The sequence below is a fragment of the Streptomyces curacoi genome (assembly GCF_001513975.1).
Taxonomy (GTDB): domain Bacteria; phylum Actinomycetota; class Actinomycetes; order Streptomycetales; family Streptomycetaceae; genus Streptomyces; species Streptomyces curacoi.
This window is the reverse complement of the sequence record NZ_KQ947986.1, coordinates 45834-70448: the sequence shown is the minus strand read 5'-3', so window position 1 is coordinate 70448 and position 24615 is coordinate 45834. Positions and strand designations below refer to the sequence as shown.

22 protein-coding genes are annotated in these 24615 nt (G+C 71.7%); 4 read left to right on the top strand and 18 right to left on the bottom strand.

Translation table 11 applies throughout. The features are described 5' to 3' along the window. Positions 1 to 33 precede the first annotated feature (33 nt). The 8 genes from AQI70_RS10080 to AQI70_RS10045 all read right to left on the bottom strand — a co-directional run bounded on the left by AQI70_RS10080 (position 34) and on the right by AQI70_RS10045 (position 7219). Positions 34 to 513 carry an FAD-binding oxidoreductase gene (locus AQI70_RS10080; RefSeq protein ID WP_244181562.1) on the bottom strand — a complete coding sequence of 160 codons (480 nt, stop codon included), beginning with the start codon at positions 511 to 513 and terminating at the stop codon, positions 34 to 36. Beyond that, on the bottom strand, positions 498 to 1733 hold the full coding sequence (locus AQI70_RS10075) for a hypothetical protein (RefSeq protein ID WP_244181560.1): 1236 nt from the start codon (positions 1731 to 1733) through the stop codon (positions 498 to 500). Before AQI70_RS10075 ends, AQI70_RS10080 begins: the two co-directional genes overlap by 16 nt. A 73-nt stretch (positions 1734 to 1806) precedes the next feature. Continuing rightward, complete coding sequence (locus tag AQI70_RS10070) at positions 1807 to 2988, bottom strand: GTP-binding protein (protein ID WP_062146704.1); 1182 nt, start codon at positions 2986 to 2988, stop codon at positions 1807 to 1809. A 6-nt stretch (positions 2989 to 2994) separates the two neighbouring features. Then, positions 2995 to 3165 carry a 50S ribosomal protein L32 gene (gene rpmF / locus AQI70_RS10065; protein WP_003996023.1) on the bottom strand — a complete coding sequence of 57 codons (171 nt, stop codon included), beginning with the start codon at positions 3163 to 3165 and terminating at the stop codon, positions 2995 to 2997. An 85-nt stretch (positions 3166 to 3250) separates the two neighbouring features. Then, positions 3251 to 3658 (bottom strand): (2Fe-2S) ferredoxin domain-containing protein, encoded by a 408-nt coding sequence (locus tag AQI70_RS10060; RefSeq protein WP_062146702.1) that lies wholly within the window; start codon positions 3656 to 3658, stop codon positions 3251 to 3253. A gap of 69 nt (positions 3659 to 3727) precedes the next feature. Then, complete coding sequence (locus tag AQI70_RS10055; protein ID WP_062146700.1) at positions 3728 to 5332, bottom strand: solute symporter family protein; 1605 nt, start codon at positions 5330 to 5332, stop codon at positions 3728 to 3730. Continuing rightward, positions 5326 to 5772, bottom strand: coding sequence for a DUF485 domain-containing protein (locus AQI70_RS10050; RefSeq protein WP_062146698.1), 447 nt, complete (start codon positions 5770 to 5772; stop codon positions 5326 to 5328). Before AQI70_RS10050 ends, AQI70_RS10055 begins: the two co-directional genes overlap by 7 nt. Before the next feature lie 223 nt (positions 5773 to 5995). Further along, the gene (locus AQI70_RS10045; RefSeq protein WP_208607333.1) at positions 5996 to 7219 is read right to left on the bottom strand and encodes a right-handed parallel beta-helix repeat-containing protein; all 1224 of its coding nucleotides are present in this window, start codon (positions 7217 to 7219) and stop codon (positions 5996 to 5998) included. A gap of 192 nt (positions 7220 to 7411) precedes the next feature. Here AQI70_RS10045 and AQI70_RS10040 point away from each other — a divergent pair, with 192 nt between their 5' ends. Then, entirely contained in the window at positions 7412 to 7903 is a 492-nt protein-coding gene (locus AQI70_RS10040) for a phosphatase domain-containing protein (protein WP_062146696.1), read from the top strand. Between the two features lie 11 nt (positions 7904 to 7914). Here AQI70_RS10040 and AQI70_RS10035 read toward each other — a convergent pair whose 3' ends face one another. The 5 genes from AQI70_RS10035 to egtA all read right to left on the bottom strand — a co-directional run bounded on the left by AQI70_RS10035 (position 7915) and on the right by egtA (position 12570). Beyond that, entirely contained in the window at positions 7915 to 8130 is a 216-nt protein-coding gene (locus AQI70_RS10035; RefSeq protein ID WP_062146694.1) for a dodecin, read from the bottom strand. 66 nt (positions 8131 to 8196) lie between these two features. Next, complete coding sequence (gene egtD, locus AQI70_RS10030) at positions 8197 to 9159, bottom strand: L-histidine N(alpha)-methyltransferase (RefSeq protein ID WP_062146692.1); 963 nt, start codon at positions 9157 to 9159, stop codon at positions 8197 to 8199. Then, positions 9156 to 9947 carry an ergothioneine biosynthesis protein EgtC gene (gene egtC, locus AQI70_RS10025; protein ID WP_062146690.1) on the bottom strand — a complete coding sequence of 264 codons (792 nt, stop codon included), beginning with the start codon at positions 9945 to 9947 and terminating at the stop codon, positions 9156 to 9158. The genes egtD and egtC overlap by 4 nt, the downstream gene beginning before the upstream one ends. Beyond that, positions 9947 to 11266 carry an ergothioneine biosynthesis protein EgtB gene (egtB, locus tag AQI70_RS10020; RefSeq protein ID WP_062146688.1) on the bottom strand — a complete coding sequence of 440 codons (1320 nt, stop codon included), beginning with the start codon at positions 11264 to 11266 and terminating at the stop codon, positions 9947 to 9949. The genes egtC and egtB overlap by 1 nt, the downstream gene beginning before the upstream one ends. Next, on the bottom strand, positions 11263 to 12570 hold the full coding sequence (gene egtA / locus AQI70_RS10015) for an ergothioneine biosynthesis glutamate--cysteine ligase EgtA (protein ID WP_062146686.1): 1308 nt from the start codon (positions 12568 to 12570) through the stop codon (positions 11263 to 11265). Before egtA ends, egtB begins: the two co-directional genes overlap by 4 nt. A gap of 312 nt (positions 12571 to 12882) precedes the next feature. On the opposite strand from egtA, the gene AQI70_RS10010 reads away from it, so the two are divergent. Further along, positions 12883 to 13707: a TIGR02452 family protein gene (locus AQI70_RS10010; RefSeq protein ID WP_062146684.1), complete on the top strand. Its 825-nt coding sequence runs from the start codon at positions 12883 to 12885 to the stop codon at positions 13705 to 13707. Here AQI70_RS10010 and AQI70_RS10005 read toward each other — a convergent pair. The 4 genes from AQI70_RS10005 to AQI70_RS09990 form a co-directional block, all read right to left on the bottom strand. Beyond that, on the bottom strand, positions 13692 to 14138 hold the full coding sequence (locus AQI70_RS10005) for a type II toxin-antitoxin system PemK/MazF family toxin (RefSeq protein WP_062146682.1): 447 nt from the start codon (positions 14136 to 14138) through the stop codon (positions 13692 to 13694). The two genes, AQI70_RS10010 and AQI70_RS10005, sit on opposite strands and share 16 nt — an antisense overlap. 43 nt (positions 14139 to 14181) lie before the next feature. Next, entirely contained in the window at positions 14182 to 15660 is a 1479-nt protein-coding gene (locus AQI70_RS10000) for an SPFH domain-containing protein (RefSeq protein ID WP_062146680.1), read from the bottom strand. 139 nt (positions 15661 to 15799) lie between these two features. Continuing rightward, positions 15800 to 16018 carry a hypothetical protein gene (locus AQI70_RS09995; protein WP_208607332.1) on the bottom strand — a complete coding sequence of 73 codons (219 nt, stop codon included), beginning with the start codon at positions 16016 to 16018 and terminating at the stop codon, positions 15800 to 15802. Positions 16019 to 16044: 26 nt separating this feature from the next. Continuing rightward, positions 16045 to 17466 carry an amidase gene (locus AQI70_RS09990; protein WP_062146678.1) on the bottom strand — a complete coding sequence of 474 codons (1422 nt, stop codon included), beginning with the start codon at positions 17464 to 17466 and terminating at the stop codon, positions 16045 to 16047. Between the two features lie 249 nt (positions 17467 to 17715). Between AQI70_RS09990 and AQI70_RS09985 the strand changes: the two genes are divergently transcribed. Both AQI70_RS09985 and AQI70_RS09980 read left to right on the top strand, forming a co-directional pair. Beyond that, positions 17716 to 19104, top strand: a complete 1389-nt coding sequence (locus AQI70_RS09985; protein ID WP_062146676.1) for a glycoside hydrolase family 43 protein — start codon at positions 17716 to 17718, stop codon at positions 19102 to 19104. 159 nt (positions 19105 to 19263) lie between these two features. Continuing rightward, a complete protein-coding gene (locus AQI70_RS09980) occupies positions 19264 to 20055 on the top strand; it encodes a matrixin family metalloprotease (RefSeq protein ID WP_159042643.1) in 792 nt (263 codons plus the stop codon). Positions 20056 to 20709: 654 nt separating this feature from the next. On the opposite strand, the gene AQI70_RS09975 is transcribed toward AQI70_RS09980, so the two are convergent. Next, positions 20710 to 24372 carry a LamG-like jellyroll fold domain-containing protein gene (locus tag AQI70_RS09975; protein ID WP_062146672.1) on the bottom strand — a complete coding sequence of 1221 codons (3663 nt, stop codon included), beginning with the start codon at positions 24370 to 24372 and terminating at the stop codon, positions 20710 to 20712. Positions 24373 to 24615 lie beyond the last annotated feature (243 nt).

The window sequence follows — 24615 nt, the reverse complement described above, 5'->3', positions numbered from 1 at the left end:
CGGTGTTCAACAACGACGCCGCCGCAGGATTCCTCACGGTGCGATGTTGTGGTTCAGGCGGAACAGGTTGCCCGGGTCGTAGCGCCGCTTCAGGGCAGTCAGACGGGCACGGTTGTCACGGTAGTTGGCCTGTACGCGGTCCTGGTCGTCACTGTCCATGAAGTTCACGTACCCACCGCCCATGGAGTGCCGTTCGAGCGTCCGGTGGTAGGCGCGCACCCAGTCCTTCTGGGCCTCGCACTCCTCACGTGTGGTCAGGGTGGGGCTGAGCGCGATCGAGAAGTCGGCGTCGCGGTAGGAGAATGCGGTCTCCTCCGGTCCGACCCGGTGGCAGGCGCCGTCGAGGGGGAAGACGACCGTCACGCTCTGGATGGACGGGGTGTCGGCCCCGTACTCGACGAACGCGTCGATGGCGCCGTCCGGCAGGCCCCGGGTGAAGGAGCCCTTCCAGTAGTGGTGGAGCCCGGCGGGAACCAGGTCGTCGAAGAGGGTGTTGATCACCGGATACGGCATGCGCTCCAGGTGCCTGCCGAGCACTGGCCCGAGCGCGGCGACCCGGTCCCGGATCCTGTCGTCCTCGTCCTCCGGACCGGTCCAGCAGGCGACCATGCCGCACAGCGGTCGCCCGTGCCAGCGTTCGGGCAGGAACGGCACCGGCGGCCCGAGGCCGACGACGAACACGGCGCCGAGACTCTCGTCCGCCTCGCGACGGCGAGTGCCAGGGCCGTGGCCGAGGCGTCGGCCTTCCCCTGGGCCAGCCGCAGCAGGGCGAGTCCGGGCTGCGGGTCGCGGCCGAGTTCGTGCGTCCGGTCGTACGACTCCTCGGCCGCGGTGAGCTCTCCGCGCCGCCGCTGGATCTGGCCGACGAGATAGACCGCCTCGGCGGCGCTCCGCCGCTCGTACGGCAGCAGTTCCTCGCAGGTCCGTCCGGCCTCGGCCAGCGCCTCGGACCAGCTGCCGCGCAGCTCCAGCACCTGGACCTGGTGTACCCGGCACAGGCCCCGGTAGTTGTTCTCCTCCGGCATGGCCGCGCACCAGCGCATGGCCGCGTCGGTCCATTCGGCGGCGCGTTCCAGGTCGATGCACGCCTTGGCCTGCTGGAGGCCCAGGCAGTAGGTCCAGCCGGTGAAGAAGGAGCTGAGCTCACCAGCCATGGCCGAGCACATGGCGTCGTCCAGCAGATCGAGCCCGTCACGCAGGCGCCCCTGGGCCACCAGGACGCCCGCCTGCGCCTGCACGCTCATGGCCAGCAGATCCGGGCTGCCGCAGCGCCGCGCGATCCCCGCCATGTGCCGGGCCGCGGCCATCGCCTCGTCGAACGCACCCCGCTGCTGAGCGTCCTCGGCATCGACCCAGGCCACATAGCACTGCTCGACGCACTCCGGCTCGCCCCGCAGATGCCGCCGTGCCCGGCGCAGCCAGCCGGCGGCCACGGCCGTGCGTCCCGCGAGCTGGTGCTCGTAGAAGAGCAGCCAGGCCATCAGCCCCGCCTGCCGGGCCGCCCCCTCCGCCACATATCCGGAGTAGGCCTGCATCCGCTGGACGATCGACTCGTCGATCCGGCTCGTCCACCAGGCGGCGTCGGCGAACGCGGCGAAATCGTCGGGCCTGAGGCGGCCGGCGTCCAAGCCGCCCAGCAGCCGGTACGCCTCGGCCCACGCCTCATGGGCGGCGGCGTCCCTGGCCTGCCGCAAGGTGTCCGCGGCCGCCCTGTCGATCGTCCGCTCGGTCACCCGCGGCTCCCTTCTCGCGCGCTGCGAGCAGGACCGGCCCCTCACCAGAACAGGCGGGCGGGTGCCGGGGGAGTCAGTGAGCGGACACGTGGAGCTCGGCGGCGTGCTCGTGGTCGCAGGCGTCGTCGATGCCGTAGGTGTCCCAGGCCGGGAACGGGTCGTCGGCCGGCAGATCCTCGCCGTCCGCCGTCAGGCAGTCGGTCAGGGCGGCCCGGAGCGCCTCCGCCCGCAGCCCGGTGCCGATGAAGACCAGCTCCTGCGCGTACGGGGCGTCCGTGTCCCGCGCGGCGCTGGGTTCGAAGCGGGCGACGGAACCCGCCTGTGACCACAGCCCCGTCACCTGGGGGCGGCTGGCGAGGGTGAAGAAGCCCTTGGAGCGCAGCACCTTCCCGTACGCGCCGCTGTCGAGCCGCTCGGTGACGAACGTCCACAAGCGGCCGGGGTGGAAAGGCGCTTCGGAGCGGAACACCGTGGACGAGATCCCGTACTCCTCGGTCTCCGGGACGTGGTCGCCGTTGAGTTCCCGCACCCAGCCCGGGGCCTGCTGGGCACGCTCCAGGTCGAACAGCCGGGTGCCGAGCACCTCTTGGAGCGCCACTCGTCCCCGTACGGCGTCGACGATCCGCGCGGCGGGGTTGAGCCGGCCCAGCGCCGCCCGCAGCCGGTCCGCCGTCGCGTCGTCCACCAGGTCCAGCTTGTTGAGCACGAGGACATCGGCGAACTCGACCTGGTCGACGAGGAGATCGCTGACGGTGCGCTCGTCGTCCTCGTACTGGTCGAGGCCGCGCTCGGCGAGCTCGTCGCCGCTGTCCAGCTCGGCCAGGAAGTTGGCGGCGTCGACGACCGTGACCATGGTGTCCAGGAGGGCCAGGTCGCCGAGGGTGGCGCCGTCGTCGCGGGCGAAGGCGAAGGTGGCGGCCACGGGCATCGGTTCGGAGATGCCGGACGACTCGATGAGGAGGTGGTCGAAGCGGCCCTCGCGGGCCAGCCTGTCGACCTCCTCCAGGAGGTCGTCGCGCAGGGTGCAGCAGATGCAGCCGTTGGTCATCTCGACCAGGCGCTCCTCGGTCCGCGACAGCGCGGCCTCGCCGCCCCGCACCAGCGCGGCGTCGATGTTGACCTCGCTCATGTCGTTGACGATGACCGCCACGCGCAGGCCCTCGCGGTTGGCGAGAACGTGGTTGAGCAGGGTCGTCTTGCCCGCCCCGAGGAAGCCGGACAGGACGGTGACGGGCAGACGGCTCTCGTACGGCATCCCCGCTCAGCCCTCGGGGCGCAGCAGCCCGCGCTCGTACGCCTTGACCAGGTGCTGCGGCACGAGATGGCTGACGCCGTCGATGGTGACCGGCACCAGCTGCGGCGTGCTCGCCTTCCACTGGGCGCGACGGTGGCGGGTGTTGCTGCGGGACATCTTCCGCTTGGGGACAGCCATGACGGACCTCCTCGGTGGGTGAACACCGAGGACGCTACATGAAAATGGATCCCATTAACAATTCGTTCGGCCGCCCGGCCGCGCATCAGCGACGCGAGCGTACGCGCGCGTCCCGCGGCGGCCGGATGAACTGCAACTCCAGCGTGGCGGGCGGCTCGGCGAGGCCCGGCCCGCCCGCGGCGGCCCACCGCACGAGCTCCTCCGTGCAGTCGTCGTCCATCGCGAAACCCACCCACCTGGCCCGCCCGCCGGATCGGCGCCCCGCGGCCGACGGCTGGACGACGACCACGTTGGCCTGGTCGCAGGGGCCCAGGCAGTCGGTCGTACGGACCTGGAAGCCGTGCTCGGCCCCGGCGGCGCGCAGCCGTTCCACCTGCCCGGCGTGGTCGGTGCGGGGGTGCTTGCGGGGATTGCCGCAGCAGCAGCCCCGGCAGACGACGAGGGTGCAGGGGCGCTCGCGGGCGGCGCCGATCAGGAACGTACGAGTAGGCATGACAGAAGCATGCGGGGTGCGTCGATCACGCCGCGCGGGGGGTGGGTGTGCGGTGCGTCACGGCGGGTCTCACTCCTTGGCGCCCACCAGCATCCGCACCTCGAACTCCTCGTAGGCCGCGTCCTCCCGCGCGTCCTGACGCTCGCTCAGCACCGTGCCGAGCCAGCCGAGGAAGAAGCCCGCCGGGATGGAGACGATGCCGGGATTCTGCAGCGGGAACCAGGCGAAGTCGGCGTCCGGGTAGAACGAGCCGGGGGCGCCGGAGACCACGGGGGAGAACAGGACCAGCAGCACCGAGCAGACCAGGCCGCCCCAGAGGCTGAGCAGGGCCCCCTCGCCCGTGAAGCGGCGCCAGAAGAGGGTGTACACGATCGTCGGCAGGATCGCGGACGCGGCGATGGCGAAGGCGAGGAACGCCAGGGTCGCGGTGTTGGCGCCCCAGGAGACGAGGGCCAGCATCATGGCGAGGACGCCGATGACCGCCGCGGACAGCCGGGCGACGGTCAGCTCCTCGGTCTCGCTCGCGCGGCCCTTGCGGATCACCTCGCCGTACAGGTCGTGGGCGAGCGACGAGGCCGCGGCGAGAGTCAGGCCGGCCGCGACGGCGAGCAGGGTGACGAAGGCGAGGCAGGACAGCAGGGCCGTGAGGATGCCGCCCCCCAGGGCGTTGGCGAGGAGCAGGACGGCGGCGTCGCCCTTGGGGTCCGTGCTCGCGATGGTGCCCCGGCCGACGACGGCGGTGGCGCCGAGGCCGAGGATGCCGGCCCCCAGGCAGACCAGGCCGACCAGGCCCACCGCCCACACCACGGAGGAGCGCAGCACGTCGATCTTGCGCGGGGCGAGCAGCCGCATCAGCACATGGGGGAGTGCGGCGAGGCCCAGGACGATGGCCAGTTGCAGACTGAAGAAGTCGACCTTGCTGGTCGTGCTGGCGCCGTAGCGCAGCCCGGGTTCGAGGAACCGGGTGCCGGTTCCGCTGTGGTCCGCGGCGGCGGTCAGCAGCGCGCCCGGGTTCCAGTCGTAGCGGTGGAGCACCATGACCGCGGTGACCGTCACGCCGGCCACCAGCATCACGGCCTTGATGATCTGGATGACCGTGGCGCCGGGCATGCCGCCGATCGCGGCGTACACGATGACGACGGTGCCGATCACGATCACGCACAGGGTGCGTGTGCTGGCGCTGGGCTCGCCCGTGAACTGGGTCAACAGGGCCATGCTGCCGACGAGTTGGGCCACCAGATAGAGGGTGGCGATGGCCAGGGTGCACACGGCCAGGGCGAGCCGCGCCGGTCGTTGCAGCCGGGTCAGGCGCAGGGCGAGCGTGTCGCCGAGGGTGAATCTGCCCGCGCGGCGCAGCGGTTCGGCGATCAGCAGCAGCACCATCATCCAGGCGACGACCGTGCCGCCGAGGTACAGCAGTCCGTCGTACCCGGTGAGGGCGACCAGCCCGGTGCTGCCCAGCAGGGTGGCGGCCGACAGGTAGTCGCCGCACATGGCGAGGCCGTTGCGCAGCGGGGACATGGTGCGGTTGCCGAGGTAGAACTCGCTGATCTCGTCGCGCTGAGGGGCCGTCAGCAGCGCCATGAACAGCGTGACAACGACCACCGACAGGAACAGCACGAGCGTCAGCTGCAGGCTGAACCGGTCGACGATGCCTTCGGACAGGGTCACCACGTGCGGTACTCCTTGGCGCCGGGCCGGACGGACTGCCCCGCCTCGGCGGGAGGTGCGCTCGCGCGGAGCGAGGCCGCTTCGTGCTGGTGCAGTCGCGAGCCCAGACCACGGGCGAGCGGGTCGACCCGGGCGCGCATGTGCCGGACGTAGCACCAGGCGGTCACGCCCATCACCACGAACTGCCCGAGGCCCAGGGTGAGGCCGAGCGTGAGATGGCCCAGCAGGCGCTGGTTCATCAGACCGGGGACTGAATGCGACAGCAGGACGTACAGCAGGTATCCGCCCACCGACAGAAGCGTCGCGCGGATCCCGAACCTGCGCTGGGCGCGGCGCAGCGAGTGGAACTCGGGGTCCTCGGATATGCGCTGCGAAGGAGCGGGCCCATTATTGGGGGGACTGTATGTGGGGGAATTGTCGTGCCATGGTGAAAACTCGGGCACAGGCGCACCTTCTTTGCTGCGGCATGCCGGATATATGGGGGGGCGGGCTCTGGGTACGGGGAAGAGGGGACGGCGGTGAAGCCGGAAGCCGGAGTATGGCAGTGGGCTCTTTGAACAATCAACCGGGCAAGGCGAATTGCAGGCATCGGGGAAATAGTCCGGACCATTTCTTTCGGCCGGGCTGTCGCGGACATCCCGCGTCGGGACGGCCCGGCCGAGCGGTTCAGAAGCGGGCGCCGACGGCCGCGCCGTTGTGTGGCACGAGGAAGCTCGGGGCCGACGGCAGTGAGCCGTCGGCGGAGCGCGCACCGGTGATCGCGCCCGGGTCGGTGCTGAGCACCGAGGCGGCGTTCCAAGTGCCGCCGAGGTTCCAGGAGTTGCCGCCGACGACCGTCCCCGAGCCGACGGCCGCCGGGCGTGCGTCGGCGACGGACAGGTTGGCCGTGAGGGTGGCGGTGCCGCCCGGCACATCGGCGTCGAAGCCGGTGCCGGCGTTGGCCCAGGTCGTGTTGCGGGTCAGAGCCAGGGCGCCGGGATTGCCGTTGTCCGTGACACCGTGCGCCGCGTTCCTGAACGCGACGGTGTTGCGCAGCGTATGGCCCGCAGCCGGGGCCGGGGTACCGCCACCCATCTTGAAGCCATTGCCGTCGCCCGCGAAGTCCGGGAAGTTCCAGCGGTTGAAACCGTTGCCGTACGCGACCGTGTTCTCGATGACGATCGGCGAGGCGAACTTCCAGGCGTCGAACCCGTCGTCGACGTTGTTCCACAGGCGGGCGCCGCGCACCACGTTGCCGGTTCCGCTGCCCTCCTTGACGGCCAGACCGTCGGCGCTCTCGCCGTTCTTGCGCGGATCGCGGTTGCCGTAACTGTCCAGGTTCAGGATCTGGTTGTTGCTGGACGAACCCTGGAGCTGGAAGCCGGATTCGTAGTTGTCGTGCGTGGACAGCCGGGAGAAGACGTTGTTGTTGCAGCCGTCGCAGTAGACGCCGTACGGGCCGTTGACGAGTTCCAGGCCCGAGATCCGCCAGTGGGAGGCCTCCATGTGGATCGCGCCGCGTTCGGCCCGCGGGATGCTGCCGCCGACCGGCGTGTGACTGGCGGGCAGTTGCTCGCCGTCGACGATCACGCGCTCGCCCTGGTGGGCGCCGAGGGTGATGGGCTGGGAGGCGGTGCCCGAGGCGGTGATGGTGATGTTGTCGGTGAGGGCGTACCTGCCGCCGCGCACGGAGATGACGTCACCGGGCTTCGCCAGGTCCACGGCCCGCTGGATGCTCCGCAGCGGCCGGTCCACGGTGCCCGGCGCCGAGTCGCTCCCGTCGGTCGCCACCACCAGGGTCGTCGCGCCGGACGCCTCGCTCGCCGGGCCCAGCACCGTCAGCAGGGCCGCGCCCACCGCTGCCGCCGTCCAGATCGCCGTACCGCGCATGCCGCTCGCCGTGTTGCGCATGGGGCCTCCCGCCTCCGCCTGCGTGCCGTGTCGCACAGCAGTGGCCGCCGGGGGCGCGGAGGTTGCCGGGTTGCGGGACCCGTCCGGGGCCTGTCCGGCGGATCGGGCCGGCGGCAAGGAACAGCGCTGACCGGCCGAGCAGAACCCGCGACGCCGGCATGATCCGCCGGACAGGCCCTTAGGGTGAGCCGTGTGACCGACAGCAGCAAACGCCCGCTCGCCGTGTTCGATCTGGACAACACCCTCGCCGACACGGCACACCGGCAGCACTTCCTGGAGCGCAAACCCCGCGACTGGGACGGCTTCTTCGCGGCCGCCCCGCAGGATCCGCCGCTCGCGGAGGGCATCGCGCTGGTGCTGGAGAGCGCGAAGGAGTGCGAGGTGCGCTATCTGACCGGGCGGCCCGAGCGCTGCCGGCGCGACACCCTCGCCTGGCTCGCGGCGCACGGGCTGCCCGAGGGACGCGTGTACATGCGGCGCAACGACGACCGCAGGCCCGCCCGGCGCACCAAGCTGGAGATCCTGCGCCGCCTCGCCGCCACCCGCGAGATCCGGGTCCTGGTGGACGACGACGAACTGGTCTGCGAGGACGCCGAGCGGGCCGGGTTCACCGTCGTACGGGCGCGCTGGACCGCCCCGTCCGCCGCGCTGAAGGTGGCGCAGGAGCGGGAGGGGCGGACCTGAGGTCTGGCGTGCTACTCGGCGTCCTCCAGGCGGAAGCCGACCTTCATGGTCACCTGCCAGTGCGCGATCTGACCGTTGTCGAGCTGTCCCCGGACCTCGGTCACCTCGAACCAGTCCAGATTGCGCAGGGTCTGCGAGGCGCGCGCGATGCCGTTGCGGATGGCTTGGTCCACGCCCTCGGGCGAGGTGCCGACGATGTCCGTGACCCGGTAGGTGTGGTTCGACATGTGGGTGCTCCTCTCACACGCGTCACTCCACCGTGCCCCACGGCGGGACATCGCGCGAGCCGTCCGTCACCGCGCCACGCTCAGTGACAGCGCGAAACGGCCCTGACCGTCCGTCCACCAGTGCGCCAGCTCCAGCCCCGCCGCCGACAGTTCGGCGCGCATACCCTCCTTGCGGAACTTCGCCGACACCTCGGTGCGCATCTCCTCGCCCGCCGCGAAGTCCACGGCGAGGTCGAGCGCGGGCACCTTCACCGTCTGCGCCGTGCGGGAGCGCAGCCGCATCTCGATCCACTCGCTCCGCGTGTCCCACAGCGCCACGTGCTCGAAGGCAGCGGGATCGAAGTCGGCGCCCAGCTCACGGTTGATCACCTCCAGGACGTTCTTGTTGAACGCGGCCGTCACCCCGGCCGCGTCGTCGTAGGCCTCGACCAGCACCTTCTCGTCCTTGACCAGGTCCGTACCGAGCAGCAGCGCGTCACCGGGGGCGAGCAGGGCCCGGACCGAGGCGAGGAAGGCGGCGCGCTCGGCCGGCAGCAGGTTGCCGATCGTGCCGCCGAGGAACGCCACCAGCCGCGGCCCCGGCGTGTCCGGCAGGGAGAGCCCCCCGGTGAAGTCGGCGATCAGCGCGTGCACGTCCAGTCCGGGCCGCTCCGCGATGAGGGCGTGCCCGGCCTGGCCGAGCGCGCTCTCGCTGACGTCGACGGGGACGTACGTGTGCAACCCGGTGAGCGCCTCGATGACGTACCGCGTCTTCCGCGAGGAGCCGGAGCCCAGCTCGACGAGCGTGCGGGCGCCGGTCGCCGCGGCGATCTCGCCGGCCCGGTCCATGAGGATCTCGCGCTCGGCGCGCGTGGGGTAGTACTCGGGCAACTCGGTGATCTGCTCGAACAGTTCGCTGCCCCGCGCGTCGTAGAACCACTTCGGCGGCAGCGTCTTGGGCGTGCTCGTCAGGCCCTTCAGGACGTCGGCGCGCAGTGCGGCGTCGGTGGCGTCCTCGGGCAGCGTGCGGGTGAGAACGAACGGGCTCACGTGCTGGGCTCCTTGGAAGGTGCGGGGGCCAGGGTGTCGCTCGGGTCCTTGAGCGGGGTGAGCAGCACATCGGTGCGGCTCGCCACGAGGAGGGTCCGGTCGGGGACCTCCCGCCAGTGCGGATCGTCGTCGTAGGGCTCGGAGGCCACGACGGTGCCGCCGCCGGGCCGGGCCAGATACCAGAGGGTGTCGCCCCAGGCGGTCGCGGTGATGGTCTCGCCGTTGGTGAGCAGCAGGTTCAGCCGGGACGCGGGGGCCGCCTCGGCGACCTCCACGACCGTGTCGGCCAGCGCCTGCCCCTCGTCGTCACCGCCGCGCAGCCGGGCCAGGACCAGCGCCCAGACGAGCGCCGAGTCGTTGCGGGCCTCCAGCGACAGCAGGTCCACGGCGGGCAGGCTCGGCACGAGCGGGGCCAGAGAATGCGGCCAGCCCGCCACGGCGCCGTTGTGGCTGAACAGCCAGCGGCCCGCGGCGAACGGCGCCGCCGCGGCCTCCCCGTCGGCGCCCGCCACCGTCGCGTCCCGCACGGCGGCGAGCACCGCGGTGCTCCGGACGACCCGGGCCAGATCGGCGAAGGACAGATCCGCCCAGACGGGCCCGGCCCGGCGGTACCGCGCCGGCACCGGATCCCCCTCGGCGTACCAGCCGACCCCGAAACCATCGGCGTTGACGGTCCCGTACCGCTGCCGCCGGGGCGCCCACGACTGGCGGTACAGGCCGTGCGGGGGCTCCACGAGCAGTCTGCCGAGCGGCTCCTCGGGACCCAGGTAGGCGAGGTGGCGGCACATCAGACGTCTCCCGCGGAGCGGGCCGTACGGAACCCGGAGAAGATCTGCCGCCGGATCGGATAGTCCCAGTTGCGGAAGGTGCCCCGGCAGGCCACCGGGTCCACGGCGAACGAACCGCCGCGCAGCACCTTGTACTCGGACCCGAAGAACACCTCCGAGTACTCCTTGTACGGAAACGCCTGGAACCCCGGGTACGGCAGGAAGTCGCTCGCCGTCCACTCCCACACGTCACCGATCAACTGCCGCACCCCGAGCGGCGACTCGCCCTCCGGGTAACTGCCGGCCGGCGCCGGGCGCAGATGCCGCTGACCCAGGTTGGCGTGCTCGGGCGCCGGGTCGGCGTCGCCCCACGGGTAGCGCGTCGAGCGGTCCCCGGCGGGGTCGTGGCGGGCGGCCTTCTCCCACTCGGCCTCGGTGGGCAGCCGGCGGCCGGCCCAGCGGGCGTAGGCGTCGGCCTCGTACCAGCACACGTGCAGCACGGGTTCGTCGGGCGGTACCACCTCGGTGACGCCGAAGCGGCGCCTGAGCCACTGCTTGCCGTCCCGGCGCCAGAACAGCGGGGCGTGGATGGAGTGCTGCCGGATGTGCGCCCAGCCCTCGGGCGCCCACCAGCGTTCGGTGTCGTAGCCGCCGTCCTCGATGAACGCCTGGTACGCGGCGTTCGTCACCGGCGTGGTGTCGATGTGGAACGGCGCCACCTCGCGCCGGTGCGCCGGGCGTTCGTTGTCCAGCGCCCAGGGCTCGGTGGAGGTGCCCATGGTGAACGGACCGCCGGGCACCAGGACTTCGGACGGTCCCGTGAACAGGGGTGCCGGGTCCGGGTCGGGGGCGGTCAGGGCCTGCGGGCCCGTGCGCAGCTGATGGGTGATCAGCATCGTCTCGTCGTGCTGCTGCTCGTGCTGCGCGATCATCCCGAAGGCGAAACCCGCCTCGGTGAGCCGCGTCCCGTGGAACGCGGTGCGCTCCAGCACGTCCAGGACGCGTCCGCGCACCTCGGCCGCGTAGTGGCGGGCCTCGGCCGGCGGGAGCAGCGGCAGCTTGGGACGTTCGGCGCGCGGATGCTCGAAGGCGTCGTAGAGGCCGTCGATCTCGGGCCGCATCGCCTCCCGCCCGGCGACCGCCCGCAGCAGCCACTGCTCCTCCTGGTTGCCGATGTGGGCGAGGTCCCACACCAGCGGGGACATCAGCGGCGAGTGCTGGGCGGTGAGGTCGGGGTCGTCGACGCAGGAGGTGAGCAGGGTGGTACGGGCACGGGCGGTGATCAGGGTGGTCAGGGCCCGCTCGCGGAGCGTCTCGGCGTCGAGGGCGGGGTCGGTCATGAGCGGATGTCCTTCCCGTGCATCAGGGTGCGGTCCGTGCCGCGGAGCTCGTCCAGCAGGTCGTCGGCGGGGCAGCGGCCCGCGCCGACATAGCGGTCCCGGTACGCCGCCACGGCGTCCGTGACCTTCGCTGTCGCTCCCAGCCGGGGGAGCGCCTCCAGGGCCGCCGCGAAGCACTCCAGGGCGACTTCCTGCAGTTCGGGGTCGGCCAGCCCGGATCTGGCCGCGTCGATCCACAGCGGGTTGTGCGGCGCGGGCAGCGCCAGGGCGCGTTCGGCCAGCGGCTTCACGGCCCGGTAGGCGGTCTCGGTGGCCTCGGGATCGTCGAAGAGGGCCGCGGTCACGGCCAGCGGCACGATCCAGCCGTCCTCGCCGGGCTGGGCGTCGATCATCCGCAGCTCCAGATGGCCGCGCGGCCTGACCGGCGGGAACAGCGTCGTGAGGTGGTAGTCGAGGTCCTCGTGCGTCGGCGGCCTGGGCGCCCGCGACCTGGTCCACTCCCGGAACGTCAGCCCGTCCGGGACGTCCCACGGTCCACCGTCCCGCCGTACGCACATCACGGGTGCGTCCAGGACGTGCCGGGCCCAGGCGGCCCGCGGATCGCCGTCCAGCGGGGGCGCGCCCGCGCGGTCCGCGCCGATCTCCATCCACAGCAGCTGCCGGGTGGACAGCCAGCCGGTGGGCTCGTGCCCGGCGAGCGGGGAGTTGGCGAAGGCGGCGACCAGGACCGCGCCCAGCTGGTGGGCCAGCCACCAGCGCCGTCCGTGCCCGAGCGGGCCGGGCTCCTCGTGACCGGCGTCCAGGCACACCTGCACGGAGGCCGAGGTGCACATCATGGCGCGACCGGCCGGACCCGCGCGGTCCAGATACGTCTCCATGGCGTCGTAGCGCGGCTGACGCAGGAACCGGCGGGGCGAGTGCCAGGGATCGTTGCCGATGCCGACGAGGCCGAGACCGTGCCGGCGCAGTACCGCGCGGGCGGCGTCGAGGTCGGCGGAGACGGTGCCGATGCACTCCATCAGCGAGGCGGCGGGCGGCGAGCTCAGCTCCAGCTGGCCGCCGGGCTCGACGGTGAGCGCCGACCTCAGGGGCACGGTCCGCAGTGCGGCGTAGGCCGCTTCGAGTCGTTCGGGTGTCACGGGGAGCTGCGGGCGGCGCAGCTCATGGACGAGCCATTCCACTTCGACCCCGAGCGTGCGGGGCGGGCCTGTCTTGAAGCAGATGCCCCGGACCAGGGCCTCCACCTCGGCTTCGGTGACCGCGGAGCGCGGCTGCTCCGTACAGCCACTTACCGAATCGGACATGTCGCGAAATCCTCCTGAGAGTCCACGATGTCACCGGCCCGGATCTTGTGGGCGGGCCGGCGCACTCGTCCCACCCAAAACCCTCGCGTCGTTTCGCACAAGGGTGCGTCCCGATACGTTCCGAGGTCCGTAATCTCCGCTGTCCAGGCGTCCGCAGGGCCTTTCCCGGTCGTTCCCGGCCGTCTGTACGGCACGGGAAAATCTGTTGCACCGCAGGACCAGCATCGCTCACGATGCCGGTGTGAGCACGACGGGGGAGATCGCGCGCGGCCGACGCAGGCGCACGGTCATGGCGCGCACGGGGGTGGCGCCATGAGCGCACGCCTGCGCGGCATCGCACAGCAGACGGAACAGATCGTGGCGGCGGGCGCGTACCGCGCGCCGGACGGCCGCGAGGTGTCCGTCCGGGCGGCGACCGAGGCGGCACGGGCCGGCACGCGGATGCACGGCCCGGACCCGGTGCCGGTACCGCGGATCTCCGCGGCGGAGACGTTCTTCGAGGTCACGGGGGAGAGCAGCCTGGAGGCCGCCCGCCGCCTCCCCGGCCCGGTGGCCGTCCTGAACTTCGCCTCGGCGCGCAATCCCGGCGGCGGCTATCTGAACGGCGCCCAGGCCCAGGAGGAAGCCCTGTGCCGCGCCTCGGCGCTGTACACCTGCCTGCTCGGGGCCCGCGCGTTCTACGACCACCACCGCGCCCACCGAGACCCGTTCTACACCGACCGTGTCATCCACTCGCCCGGCGTGCCCGTCTTCCGTGACGACCGCGGTCGCCTCCTGGACGAGCCGTACACCGCCGGCTTCCTGACCGCCGCCGCGCCGAACGCGGGAGTGGTCCGGCGTACGGCCCCGCAGCGCACGGCCGAGCTGCCGCGCGCGCTCGCCACCCGGGCCGAGCGCGTGCTGGAGACGGCCGCGGCGCACGGATACCGGCGGCTGGTGCTGGGCGCGTGGGGCTGCGGGGTGTTCCAGAACGACCCGGCGCAGGTGGCGGGGGCGTTCCGGGGGCTGCTCGGGCCGGGCGGGCGGTTCGCCTCGGCCTTCGAGCAGGTGGTGTTCGGCGTCCTGGACCGCACGCCGGGGAGCGCGGTGCGCGAGGCGTTCCTACGGGCGTTCCCGGAGCGTCAGCGCCAGCCGTAGCGCTCGTGCAGCCGGTGCCTGACCAGGTTGAACCGCCCCCGGTCCAGCGCACAGGCCTCCCGGCGCATGCCCTCCTCGTGGAGGCGCAGGATCCGGTCCACATCCACCCAGGAGTCGCGCCCCGACCGGTCCCACGGCCCGCTCCCGATGGCGACCCACTCACGGTCCCCGTCACGGCGCTTGCTCGACAACTGCACGGCGAGGAAGGTCCCCGCCGCCTCCCGGGCCACCACCAGCACCGGACGGTCCTTGCCCCGCCCGTCGTTCTCCTCGAACGGGACCCAGGTCCAGACGATCTCCCCGGGATCCGGGTCGCCGTCGTGGGCGGGGGAGTACTCGGTGCGTACCCGGCCGACCTCGCGGGGATCGGCCTCGGTGGTGGCTGTCGAGCCGTGACGGCCCGGCACGTTCTCTTCGGTGGAGGTGCTCACGGGGGCACCCTAGAGGCTGCCACCCGTGAACACCTGCGCCGGGTCACTTCTCGTCCACCGGCACCTTCCGCGCCGCGCGAGGCGACGCCACCCCGTCCAGCGGCGAAGCCCCGTTCGGCGCCTGCCCGTTCTGGTTCATCGACGCGAGCAGCTGCCGGGCCAGCCCCAGCCCCGTACCGCCCATGGTGAGCGCCTTGGCGAACATGTCCGCCATCCCGTCGGCGCCGTTGAGCAGCACCATGTGGTCGACGCTGCCGAAGGCGGAGGCGCCGGCCCTGACGATCTCCGGCCAGTTCTCCGCGAGTTGCTGGGCGACCACGGCCTCCTGGTTCTCCGCGAGGGCGGCGGCGCGGGCCTTGATGGCCTCCGCCTCCGCGAGCCCCTTCGCCCTGGTCGCCTCGGCCTGCGCGAGGCCCTTGGCCTGAGCGGCGGCGGCCTCCGCCTCGCCGGTGGCCCGGGTCGCCGCGGCCGTCGCCGCGCCGCGCGTCTTGGTCGCCTCGGCCTCGGCGCCCGCGGCCGTCTTGACCCGGGTGGCCTCGGCGGCGGCCGCCAGCTCCGTCTCCTTCGCCTTGGCCTGCGCCGCCGAGATCCGCGCGTCCCGCTCGGCCTCGGCCAGGGTGCGCTTCTCGTAGGCCTGCGCGTCCGCGGGCTTACGGACATCCGCCTGGAGCTGCTGCTCGCGCCGGTGCGCCTCCAGCTCCACGACCCGTGTCTCCTGGACGACGACCTCCTGCCGGGCGGCGGCCTCGGCCAGCGGACCGGCCTGCCGTGCCTTGGCGGCCACCTTGTCGCGCTCGGCCTGGTAGCCGGCCTGGAGGATCTCGCTGTCCCGGGTGGCCTCCGCCATCCGCGCGAACGACTGCTGCTCCGCCTCGGTGGCCAGCCGGTTCGCCTCCGCCTGCGCGATCCGCGCGTCCCGCTGGACGGCCGCCGTGTGCGGGGCGGCCAGGTTCTGGATGTACCCGGTCGGGTCCTCGATCTCGTGGATCTGCAGCGAGTCGACGATGAGCCCCAGCTTCTCCATCTCCGTACCGCACGCCGCCCGCGTCTGACCGGTGAGCTTCTCCCGGTCGCGGATCATGTCCTCGACCGTCAACCCGCCGACGATGGACCGCAGATGACCGGCGAAGACGTTGTGCACCCGCTCCGACATCAGCTTCTGCTGGTCCAGGAACCGGCGGGCCGCGTTGGCGATCGACACGAAGTCGTCGCCCACCTTGAAGATGACCACGCCCCGCACCTTCAGCGGAATGCCCTGGTGGGTCACGCAGTCCACCTGCAGCTCCGTCTCGTTCAGGTCGAGCGACAGCCTGCGCACCGCCTGCACACCGGGCAGCACCAGCGTGCCGCGCCCGGTGACGATACGGAAACCCATGCCCTCTTCCAGGCCCTCCGTGCGGTGCTTGGAACCGGAGATGATGAGCGCCTCGTTCGGCTCCGCGACCCGCCACATCATCTTGAACACACCGATCAGAACCAGGACGGCGACTGCCGCCGCCCCCGCCACGACGCCGATGACCATCCGCGTTCGCCCCCTTTGCCTGGTGCCCTTTCAGCACCGAACGAGGGGAGTGTGCGCCTGTGCGAGGCGGAGGTACAGGTGTTGACGGATCCTTGTGGCAACCTTGACGCAGCCGTCTCTCACCTGCGAAGCAGTGGTCTCAACTGTCGTACGCCGCCTGGACGTAGACCGTTCGCGGCGGCTGGTACTCCACCACCATCACCACCGTGCCGCGTTCGATGCGGTCCGTGCCGGTGGCCGGATAGGCGAGGAAGTGCTCGGCACCCCCGCGCACCCGCACGATCACCTCGCCGACGAGCCCGGGCCCGATCGTGCCGGTGACCCGCCCCATGAGCCCGACCATCGACGCATCCGCCATGGGCCAAGAGTACGGGCCCAACCCCCTTACGCGGCGGGCGAATCCGAGGCGACCGTGACCGGCGGCCACGCCTCCTGCCAGCGCAGCTCAGCCTCCAACTGCGCGGCCAGCGAGATCAGCAGGGGCTCGCTGTTCGCCGGCCCGAGCAACTGGGCGCCGACGGGCAGGCCGCCCACGAATCCGGCGGGCACGTTGACCCCGGGCCAGCCCAGCACGTTCCAGGGCCAGGCATAGGGGCAGGCGGCGATCATCGCGCGGTCGGTGGCGAACCCGCCGAGCTCCAGCATCGCGCCGATACGGGGCGGGGGAGCGGCCGTCGTGGGCGCGAGGACCACGTCGTACGACTCGAAGAACGCGCCGATACGCCGGTGCAGGACCGCCTCCGCGCGCCGGGCCGCCCGCAGCGGGAACCCGCCGAGGAACCGGCCCAGCCGGGCGGCGTCCCGGGTGCGCCGGTCGAGCAGCGCGGGGGACGGCGCCTCGCTCGCCCACTCGGCGATACCCGCCGTCGCGCGGGGGATGAAGGTCAGCCCGATCTGACCGTACGGCGGATCGGCCTCCTCGACGACGTGCCCCAACGCGCTCAGCCGCTCGGCGAGTTGGACGACCCTGGCCCGCACCTCCGGCTGCAGACGTGCGGGCACGGCGGTGAACGGCGGCTTGAGGGAGAGCGCGACGCGCAGCCGGCCGGGGTCGCGGCCCACCGCCGCGGAGGCGTCGACGGCCGGTGGCTGGTGCGGGTCGAGGGCGTGGTTGCCGGCGGCCGCGTCCAGCAGGAGGGCCGCGTCGGCCACCGTACGGGCGAGGGTGCCGTTGACCGTGATGCCCTGGAAGGACTCACCGCGCGGCCAGGTGGAGATCCGGCCGCGCTGCGGCTTGATGCCGATCAGGTGGGTCCAGGAGGCGGGGATCCGCACCGAGCCGGCGCCGTCCGAACCGAGCGCGGCGGGGACGAGCCCCGCGGCGACGGCGGCGGCCGAACCGCCGGACGAACCACCCGGGGTGTGCTCCGGGTTCCATGGATTGCGGGTCGCGCCGAAGGCGGGCCCCTCGGTGAACGGCCACTGCCCCAGCTCACAGGTGTTGGTCTTGCCGACGATCACGGCCCCGGCCGCGCGCAGCCGGCGTACCGCCTCACCGTCCTCGGCGACGGGCGGGAACTCCCCGCAGCAGCCGAACGCGGTCGGCTCGCCCGCCACGTCCATGTCGTCCTTCACCGCGACCGGCACCCCGAGCAGCGGCCGGCGCACTCCGGCGGCGAGCTCCACGTCCGCGGCCTTGGCCTCGGCGAGTGCGGCCTCCGCCCGGACCACCCGGAAGGCGTTCAGGGAGGCCTGGGTCGCCTCGATCCGCGCGAGCGCCTGCGCGACGAGCGTCCGCGACGTCACCTCCCCGGCGGCCAGCGCACGGGCGGACTCCACGAGGCCTGCGGCACGGTCAGGTGTCATACGGGGCACCTCCGGGACGACGTTGTCTACCGAACGGTAACCTCTCGGAGGGTGGTGGCGGAACGTTTTCGCCCGGTGTGCCCCCGCGGTTCATCCCAGGTCTCGCTTCCTCCTGCGCAACCCATTGACGTGCCCGACCCTCACCCCTACCTTCTGATCGACTTCCCGAACCGCGTTCGGCATTTCGAATACACGGATGTCGCATACACGGATTCGGAGTTGTCCCTTGAACCGTAGGGAGAGCCGCACGTGACCAGACGTCCCCACACCCCGTCCCGCCGCACCCTGCTGCGCGCGATGGCCGCCCTGCCCGCCTCGGCGCTGATCCTGGGCGAGGCCCCCGGCCTGCTCGGCACGGCGCTGGCGGCGGCACCGCCGAGCGGCTCGGCCACGCGCTACACCATCGTGCCGTTCCTGAACAGCAACGACGGGACCGTGAACGTCTACCAGTCGGACGACGCCACCGACTTCCGCCTGGCCAAGGCCTCCGCGTACACACCGCCGAGCAACCGCATCCGCGACGCGAGCATCCTCAAGCACACCGACGGCTCCTACTACATCACCTACACGACCCACACCTGGCAGGACACCAGCACCACCATCGGCTTCGCCCGCAGCACCGACCGGGTCAACTGGACGTTCCTGTACGACTACACGGTCCCGATCGCGAACCTCTCCCGGGCCTGGGCGCCGGAGTGGTTCGTCGACAGCGACGGCAGCGTGAACATCATCGTGTCCTGCTCGACCACCAACGACGAGTGGATCTTCACGCCGTATCTGCTGAGGGCCACGAACTCCGCGCTGACGGCGTGGAGTTCACCGGTGGCGCTGTCCGGCATCGGCGCGAATCACATCGACACCTTCATCGTGAAGACCGGCTCGACCTACCACGCCTTCACCAAGAACGAGACGACCAAGTACATCGAGTACGCCACGGCGTCCAACCTCGCCGGCCCCTACCGCATCTCCCGTACGGGCGACTGGGCGGGCTGGGGCAGCTACCGCGAGGGCCCCGCCCTGGTGCAGCTCGACAACGGCGGCTGGCGGCTCTTCTTCGACGGCTACGGCGACGGCACCTACTACTACAGCGACAGCTACGACGGCTTCGCCACCTGGTCCGCCCCGGCCGCCCTGCCCGCCGTCTCGGGAACGGCCCGCCACTTCACGGTCATCAAGGAGACCGTCTCGGGCGGTCCCACCCTGGCGAGGAACGTCACCCGCTCCTTCCGGTCGGCCAACTACTCCACCCGGTACTGGCAGGTGCAGTCCTCCCTGCTCAACCTCCCCGTGGTCAGCGGCACCAGCACCACCGCCGAGAAGCAGGCCTCGACGTTCACGGTCGTGGCGGGCCTGGCCGACGCGAACGGCTACTCCTTCCGGGACGCGTCCGGCAGGTATCTGCGCCACTGGGACTTCCGGGCCCGTTTCGACGCCAACGACGGGACGTCGACGTTCGCCAAGGACGCCACGTTCATCGCCCGCACGGGCACGTCGAGCGGCTCGGTCCGCTTCGAGTCGTACAACTATCCCGGCTACTACCTGCGGCACTACAGCTACCAGCTGCGGGTGCAACGGTCGGACGGGACGGACCTGTTCCGGCAGGACAGTTCGTTCGTGCCGGTGACCGCCTGGGCCTGAGCTGTAGCTCTGCTGAGCGGGGCAATTGTGGTGGCGGGCGCGGAACGCTTTCCTCCTTGTCGAGGACATGCCAGTCTTGCGCCCGCTGTCCATGGCCGCTCACGCGTCCCGCCGCGAAGAAGCGGTGGGAGGCGGCCGCGGGCGATAGGGGGAAGGACCGTGCTGCGAAGAACAAGAACCGCGATCGGACTGGCGGTGACCGCGCTGGTCGTCGCGCTCTCGGCCCCAGCCGTGCAGGCGGACACGACTGCGCCGGCGGGGCAGACGCCCGCCCGCGCCGCGGCGGACGACGCCGTCTACGTGATCCAGCCCCGCTCTGACGGCACCACGTACACCGCAATCTACGAACCCGCTCCGGGCGTCACCGGCGAAGAACTTCGGAGCATCCTGCGCCGCCAGGGCGTCCGCGGCGTGCAGGACGCGAACAGTGCCGCCGACGTCGGCATCGCCGGCTGCGCACCCTTCGTCGGCACCGCCTCCGCCTGGTGCGGCCACAAGTGGGCCTACGGACCGTTCAACGACCCGCAGGTGTACTTCCTCGACCACAGCGGCGACTCGTGGCCCGTGACCGACGCCCGGGTCGACTGGTACCAGGCCCCCGGCATCGACGCCTACTACCGCTGGCACACCGCCGGATGCCCAGGCGGCGGACGGCACTGCGTCCACGTGTACAGCGGCAATTACGGGACCGCCTGGTACGGCGTGACCGAGGCGTCCACGTCGGGCGGCTACTTCGTCGACGGCAGCGTCACGGTCAAGCTCAACGACCAGGTCACCCCGAACACCTACGCGGCGCGGCGCAGCGTCGCCTGCCATGAGATGGGCCACGCCCTCGGACTCGACCACAACGGATCCACCAACAGCTGCCTGTCCGTGCCCGAGTTCCCGCAGCACCCGTCGTCGGACGACTTCGCCGTGCTGAACCAGCTGTATCCCAAGCCCGGCACCTGACCGGCACCGCCTGGTTCGCGTCGGCGACCGCGCGGGGCTTGAGTCTGCCCGCCCACCGTGGTGATGGTGGGCGGGCAGAGGGCCGCCGGTGACCGGGCCGACCACGGCCCCTGCCTCTTCGACTCCAACGCCTGCCTGCGTCACACGTTCTGGCCGGCGCAGGCATGTCCGTGAGGACGGCCGGGAAACGCTCGACAAAGCCGCGTTCCTGGATCGATACGGCCATGTCCGGCCCGGCATGTACGACATCCTGTCGCCCCGGTACGACGAACAACCGGACCAGTACTTCAACTGGTCACGCCGGTGCAGCCCCACAGCGCCGGCCGGGACCTGCAACTTCACGGCCCGTTGTTCGCGGGGCCGGCGCCTGCCTGGCCGCCGGGCGAGCGGACAGTTTTCCGCTCGGGCCGGCGGGTGGGGCATGGGTCCCGAGGAGGGCCGGCCCTCATCATGGACGGCTGCGCGCGAAAGCCCCGGGCGGTCGTTGAAGGTCTCCCGGCCCGGGACGTGGTGCTGTCGCGATCGGCGGCGGGCAACCCGCTCTCGCGGCACCGGCGGCGAGGTGGGCCCGGCACTGCCGGGCGGGGCGTGGGGAGGCGGTGCCTCGCCGTTCGGCCGCCGCGCGTGCCACCTCGCCGCCGGGGGTGAGTCACCTCAGCGCGCCTCCCGCGCATACGGCGCGACGGTGATCCGGTCGATCAGCGGCGCGTAGCGGGAGCGGAGCAGTACGCCGGGGAAGGTGTCCGAGGCGTATGTGGTGCCGTCGAAGTTGGGCCGTTCCTCGGAGCGGAAGGCGACGGTGTTGCGCCCCTTCTTCAGCTGGACCGGGACGGTCAGCTCCCAGAAGTTGTTCTGGTGGAAGCTGTGCGGGAAGCCGACGCGCCGGCTGTCGCCGCCGTTGACGGTGATGTCGGCGTGGCGGGCGAGCGGGTCCGGGTTGTAGTGCGTGGCCTCCGACTGCTCCGGGTTGGAGTAGCGGACGCGCAGCGCGTACAGGCCGGTCCGGTCGGCGTCGACGGTGAACGTCGCGGTGTTGCCGTTGCCCGGGTCGCCGCCGATCCCGGTGATCGCCGTGCCGTCGGTGGCCAGGGAGAGCAGAGCGAGGGTGGCCGAGCCGGCGAGCGCGGCGTCCTGCGCCTCGTACGTACGCGACGGGAGCGCGCCCTCGGTCGGCGTGACCGTGAGACGGTCGACGAGGGTGGCCGACGAACCCCCCGTCAACGTCACCTTGTTGACGCCGCCCGAGAGGGAGACCGCAACGCTGTGCCTGCCCTTGGCCAGGCGCAGGACGTCATGATCGTTGACGGAGAGCCGGGCTCCCGAGCCGCCGAGGGTGTCCACCCTGAGCGTGGCCTCACGGTCGGCGGGGGAGTAGACCCAGAACGTGGCGGTCCCCTCCTTCGGGAGCCGGACCGCGCCCGAGCCGGTGGCGGGGGTGGCGGCGTGCTTCGGAAGGTCGTAGACGGGCCGCGCCCCGCCGGCCGGCCAGGCCAGCTCCCCCTCGTACACCTGGGTGCCGGCCGAAGCCTCCGGCAGGGACAGCGTGAGGCGGTCGACGATGGCGTCGCCCTTGGTGGCGCGCTTGCCGTCGAGGCTCTTCGCGGCGAGCGTCAGCGTGTGCTTGCCCTTGGTGAGGCGGACCTTGGTGTCGGTGTGGTCCCACACCACCCACTTGTAGCCGAGCGGCAGATGCAGCTCCTGCTCGCCGTCCGCCTTGCCGTCCACGCGCAGGAAGACATTGGTGGGGCCCTGCTCCTTCACCTTGTCGAAGGTGTTGAGGGAGTTGGCGAACACGCTCAGGTCGTAGGTGCCGTCCTCGGGCACGTCCACGGTGAAGTCGAGCGTGACGTCCGAGCCGGTGCGCAGGCCGCCCACGTCGTAGCCGCCGGAGGTGTAGAACTTCGACACGTCGCGCGGCGACCCCTCGGGGCCGTTCTTCGAGTAGCCGGACCCGGTGTGAGCGGCGTCCTCCGCCTCGTACGACGCCTGCCGGCGCACGGGCGGTGACTGCGTGCCCTTCGCCTTTCCGGCCGGGCTGAGGACGATCTCGTACGCCGAGGACTCCTTCAGCTTCGGCAGCGTGCCGTCGCCGAAGTCGACGACGACCGTGCCGTCGTCACCGACCTTCAGGTTCGTCTCCGTGAGCAGCTTCGGGCCGGAGGAGTCGCCGACCTGCCCGCTCCACTCGATCTCCCGCACCCAGGCGTGCACCTGGCCCCCGAAGACCTTCTTCGGGACGCCCGCGAAGGTGATGTGACCCTTGCCGGTGGAACCGCCGAAGATCAGCCGGGCCTGCCGCCTCTTCTCGTCCAGCGTGGCGACGCCCTGCATGGTGTAGTTCTCACCGGGGAACGGCGGGGCCACCTCCACCGTGTGCCCGCTCATCGAGGCGTACGAATTCAGCAGCCACCACTGGCCGTTGCCCCGGTTGGACTGCACCGCCGAGTCGGACAGGTTGCCGTCGATGTTCCAGTACGCGATGTCGGCGTCCACCTTGGACTCCTCGATCGCGGACACCCACTGGATCATCTGGCCGGGGACGGAGGTGTGGTAGTTGAAGGCGTACTCGTTGATGTTGACGGGGAGTTGGGTGCCCTCCCTGTCGGTGCCCTTGAACAGCTCCTTCTCCCACGCCCGGTACTTGGCGACGCTCTCGCGCACCGCCTCCGGGTGGCTCAGCTCGTGCCAGGTGATGACCTCGGGCAGGGTGCCGGCGGCCAGGGTGTGCGTGAGGAAGCCCTTCACCTGGTTGAACAGGACGCTGGTGTTGGGGCCGGCGATGCGGGCGTCCGGCATCTTGGCCTTGATGAGCCTGTAGGCGGAGTCCCAGGCGGCGAAGAAGTCGTCGGGGTCGTCGAGCCAGCTGACCTTGTCGTAGCTCCACTCGCCGGTGCCGAACATGTTGCCCTCGGGCTCGTTGAACGGCACGAAGACGATGTTGTCCTGGTACTGCTTCGGCAGCCGCAGGACCTGGTCGACCTGCTTCGCGATCTTCTCCTCGTAGAGCCCGACCTTCTCCTGGGGCGTGTCGCCCGGCCACTGGTACGGGAAGCCGCGGTGGATGTCCGTCATGTAGATGTACACGTCGCCGTCGGTGGAGTCGGCCAGCGGCTTGACCACCTCCAGCGCGTCGGCACCGGGGTGCTGAGGACCGTCCTGGGCCTTCGTGGAGACCGTGCGCAGGCCCATGCCCGCCATCAGGTTGTTGGTGGGCACGTCCGGTCCGTACACGCCGTAGAGGGTGCCGGAGGCGCCGCCGTGGAACGCGCCCGTGTCCGAGCCGAGGTCGACGGTGAGCTGCCCCTCGCGGACCACGGTGACGGTCGCCTTCACCGCCCGCCCGGCCGCCGTTCCCGCCACGGTGAAGGTGCCCGGCCGGGCGTACTTCTCGGACGGTACGGCATCCCAGGTGACCGGCGTGTCGCGGTCGTAGCCGTCGGAGAAGGAGGAGCGGACGGCGGTGGGGAGCAAGGGGGCGGTGCCGGTCGTCGTGCGGACCTCGAAGGACGTCTTCGAGAGCTCCCGGACGGTCGGCACGGCCCCGGCCATACCGGCCACCTGCTCCGCGCTGAGCGCCGTGTGCCACACCGCGAAGTCGTCGATCGCGCCCTTGAGCAGCGGATCCGGCCAGAAGGACTTGCCGATGTAGCCGGCGGCCGTGGCGGAAGCGGCCAGCACGTCCCTGGCCTTGATGCCGGTCTCGACGGAGGAGACCGCCACGCCGTCGAGGTAGGTGGTGAGCCGGCGGGCGGAGCTGTCCAGGGTGACGGTGACCGTCCGCCACTCGTTCGCGGGAAGCATCGCGTAACCGCGCACCTGTGCCTCCGCGCCCCCTCCGCCGGTGGTCACGGAGGTCTGCAGCACCCCGCCGTTGTTGTACGGGGTGGCGAAGAGGTACTTGGAGGTGTCGGTTCCCAGATCGAAGATCCGCTGCCAGGACGACCTGTCGCCGCTCCACTTCACCCGCGCGGAGACCGTCAGGTCGGCGGCGGTGCCGACCACTTCCCGGGGCAGGCGGACATACGCGCCGTCGGAGGTGGGCGCCCCGCCGGGCAGGGCCAGTGCCCTGCCTCCCTCGGTGCCCGGGACGGACTGGGCGGTGGAGCCGTTCACCAGGCTCGCCGTCAGGCCGTTGCCGGAACTGTCGGTGATCCTGCCCGAGGCGAGGTCGTCCTGGTCGAAGGTGTAGCGGGCGGCGGGCTGGGGCGCCTCGGCCGCCTGAGCGGGCACGGCGGGTGCGGCCAGCAGGCCCGCGCCGAGAGTGAGGGCCACGGCGGCCGGAGCTCGGCGCCGCGCGGATCTGTCAGCGGATGGCATGGACTGCGTCCTCAATCCTTGAGTAACGGGTTCCGGTCGGCCCATCCCGGCCGGCGGCTCTTCCCCGTGCCGTTCCGGCGAGGAAGTCCGGGGCGAGTGCGTCGTGCCGAACCGGTTCGATCACAGGGGTCACGATGGCGGGGAGCCATCGAGGTGCTGAGGGTGGCGGCCCCACGCCTCGGGGGCTGTGCGCACGCGAGGGCCACGGTCGCCGGAAGGATCGCTTCATCGAACCGGTTCGGC

What these genes read in the sequence shown, in the direction of transcription:
- AQI70_RS10080 (WP_244181562.1), bottom strand. Translation starts at nt 513, where the DNA reads ATGCCGTATCCGGTGATCAACACCCTCTTCGACGACCTGGTTCCCGCC.
- AQI70_RS10070 (WP_062146704.1), bottom strand. Translation starts at nt 2,988, where the DNA reads ATGCCGTACGAGAGCCGTCTGCCCGTCACCGTCCTGTCCGGCTTCCTC.
- rpmF (WP_003996023.1), bottom strand. Translation starts at nt 3,165, where the DNA reads ATGGCTGTCCCCAAGCGGAAGATGTCCCGCAGCAACACCCGCCACCGT.
- AQI70_RS10060 (WP_062146702.1), bottom strand. Translation starts at nt 3,658, where the DNA reads ATGCCTACTCGTACGTTCCTGATCGGCGCCGCCCGCGAGCGCCCCTGC.
- AQI70_RS10045 (WP_208607333.1), bottom strand. Translation starts at nt 7,219, where the DNA reads ATGCGCAACACGGCGAGCGGCATGCGCGGTACGGCGATCTGGACGGCG.
- AQI70_RS10035 (WP_062146694.1), bottom strand. Translation starts at nt 8,130, where the DNA reads ATGTCGAACCACACCTACCGGGTCACGGACATCGTCGGCACCTCGCCC.
- egtC (WP_062146690.1), bottom strand. Translation starts at nt 9,947, where the DNA reads ATGTGCCGCCACCTCGCCTACCTGGGTCCCGAGGAGCCGCTCGGCAGA.
- egtB (WP_062146688.1), bottom strand. Translation starts at nt 11,266, where the DNA reads ATGACCGACCCCGCCCTCGACGCCGAGACGCTCCGCGAGCGGGCCCTG.
- egtA (WP_062146686.1), bottom strand. Translation starts at nt 12,570, where the DNA reads ATGTCCGATTCGGTAAGTGGCTGTACGGAGCAGCCGCGCTCCGCGGTC.
- AQI70_RS10010 (WP_062146684.1), top strand. Translation starts at nt 12,883, where the DNA reads ATGAGCGCACGCCTGCGCGGCATCGCACAGCAGACGGAACAGATCGTG.
- AQI70_RS10000 (WP_062146680.1), bottom strand. Translation starts at nt 15,660, where the DNA reads ATGGTCATCGGCGTCGTGGCGGGGGCGGCGGCAGTCGCCGTCCTGGTT.
- AQI70_RS09995 (WP_208607332.1), bottom strand. Translation starts at nt 16,018, where the DNA reads ATGGCGGATGCGTCGATGGTCGGGCTCATGGGGCGGGTCACCGGCACG.
- AQI70_RS09990 (WP_062146678.1), bottom strand. Translation starts at nt 17,466, where the DNA reads ATGACACCTGACCGTGCCGCAGGCCTCGTGGAGTCCGCCCGTGCGCTG.
- AQI70_RS09975 (WP_062146672.1), bottom strand. Translation starts at nt 24,372, where the DNA reads ATGCCATCCGCTGACAGATCCGCGCGGCGCCGAGCTCCGGCCGCCGTG.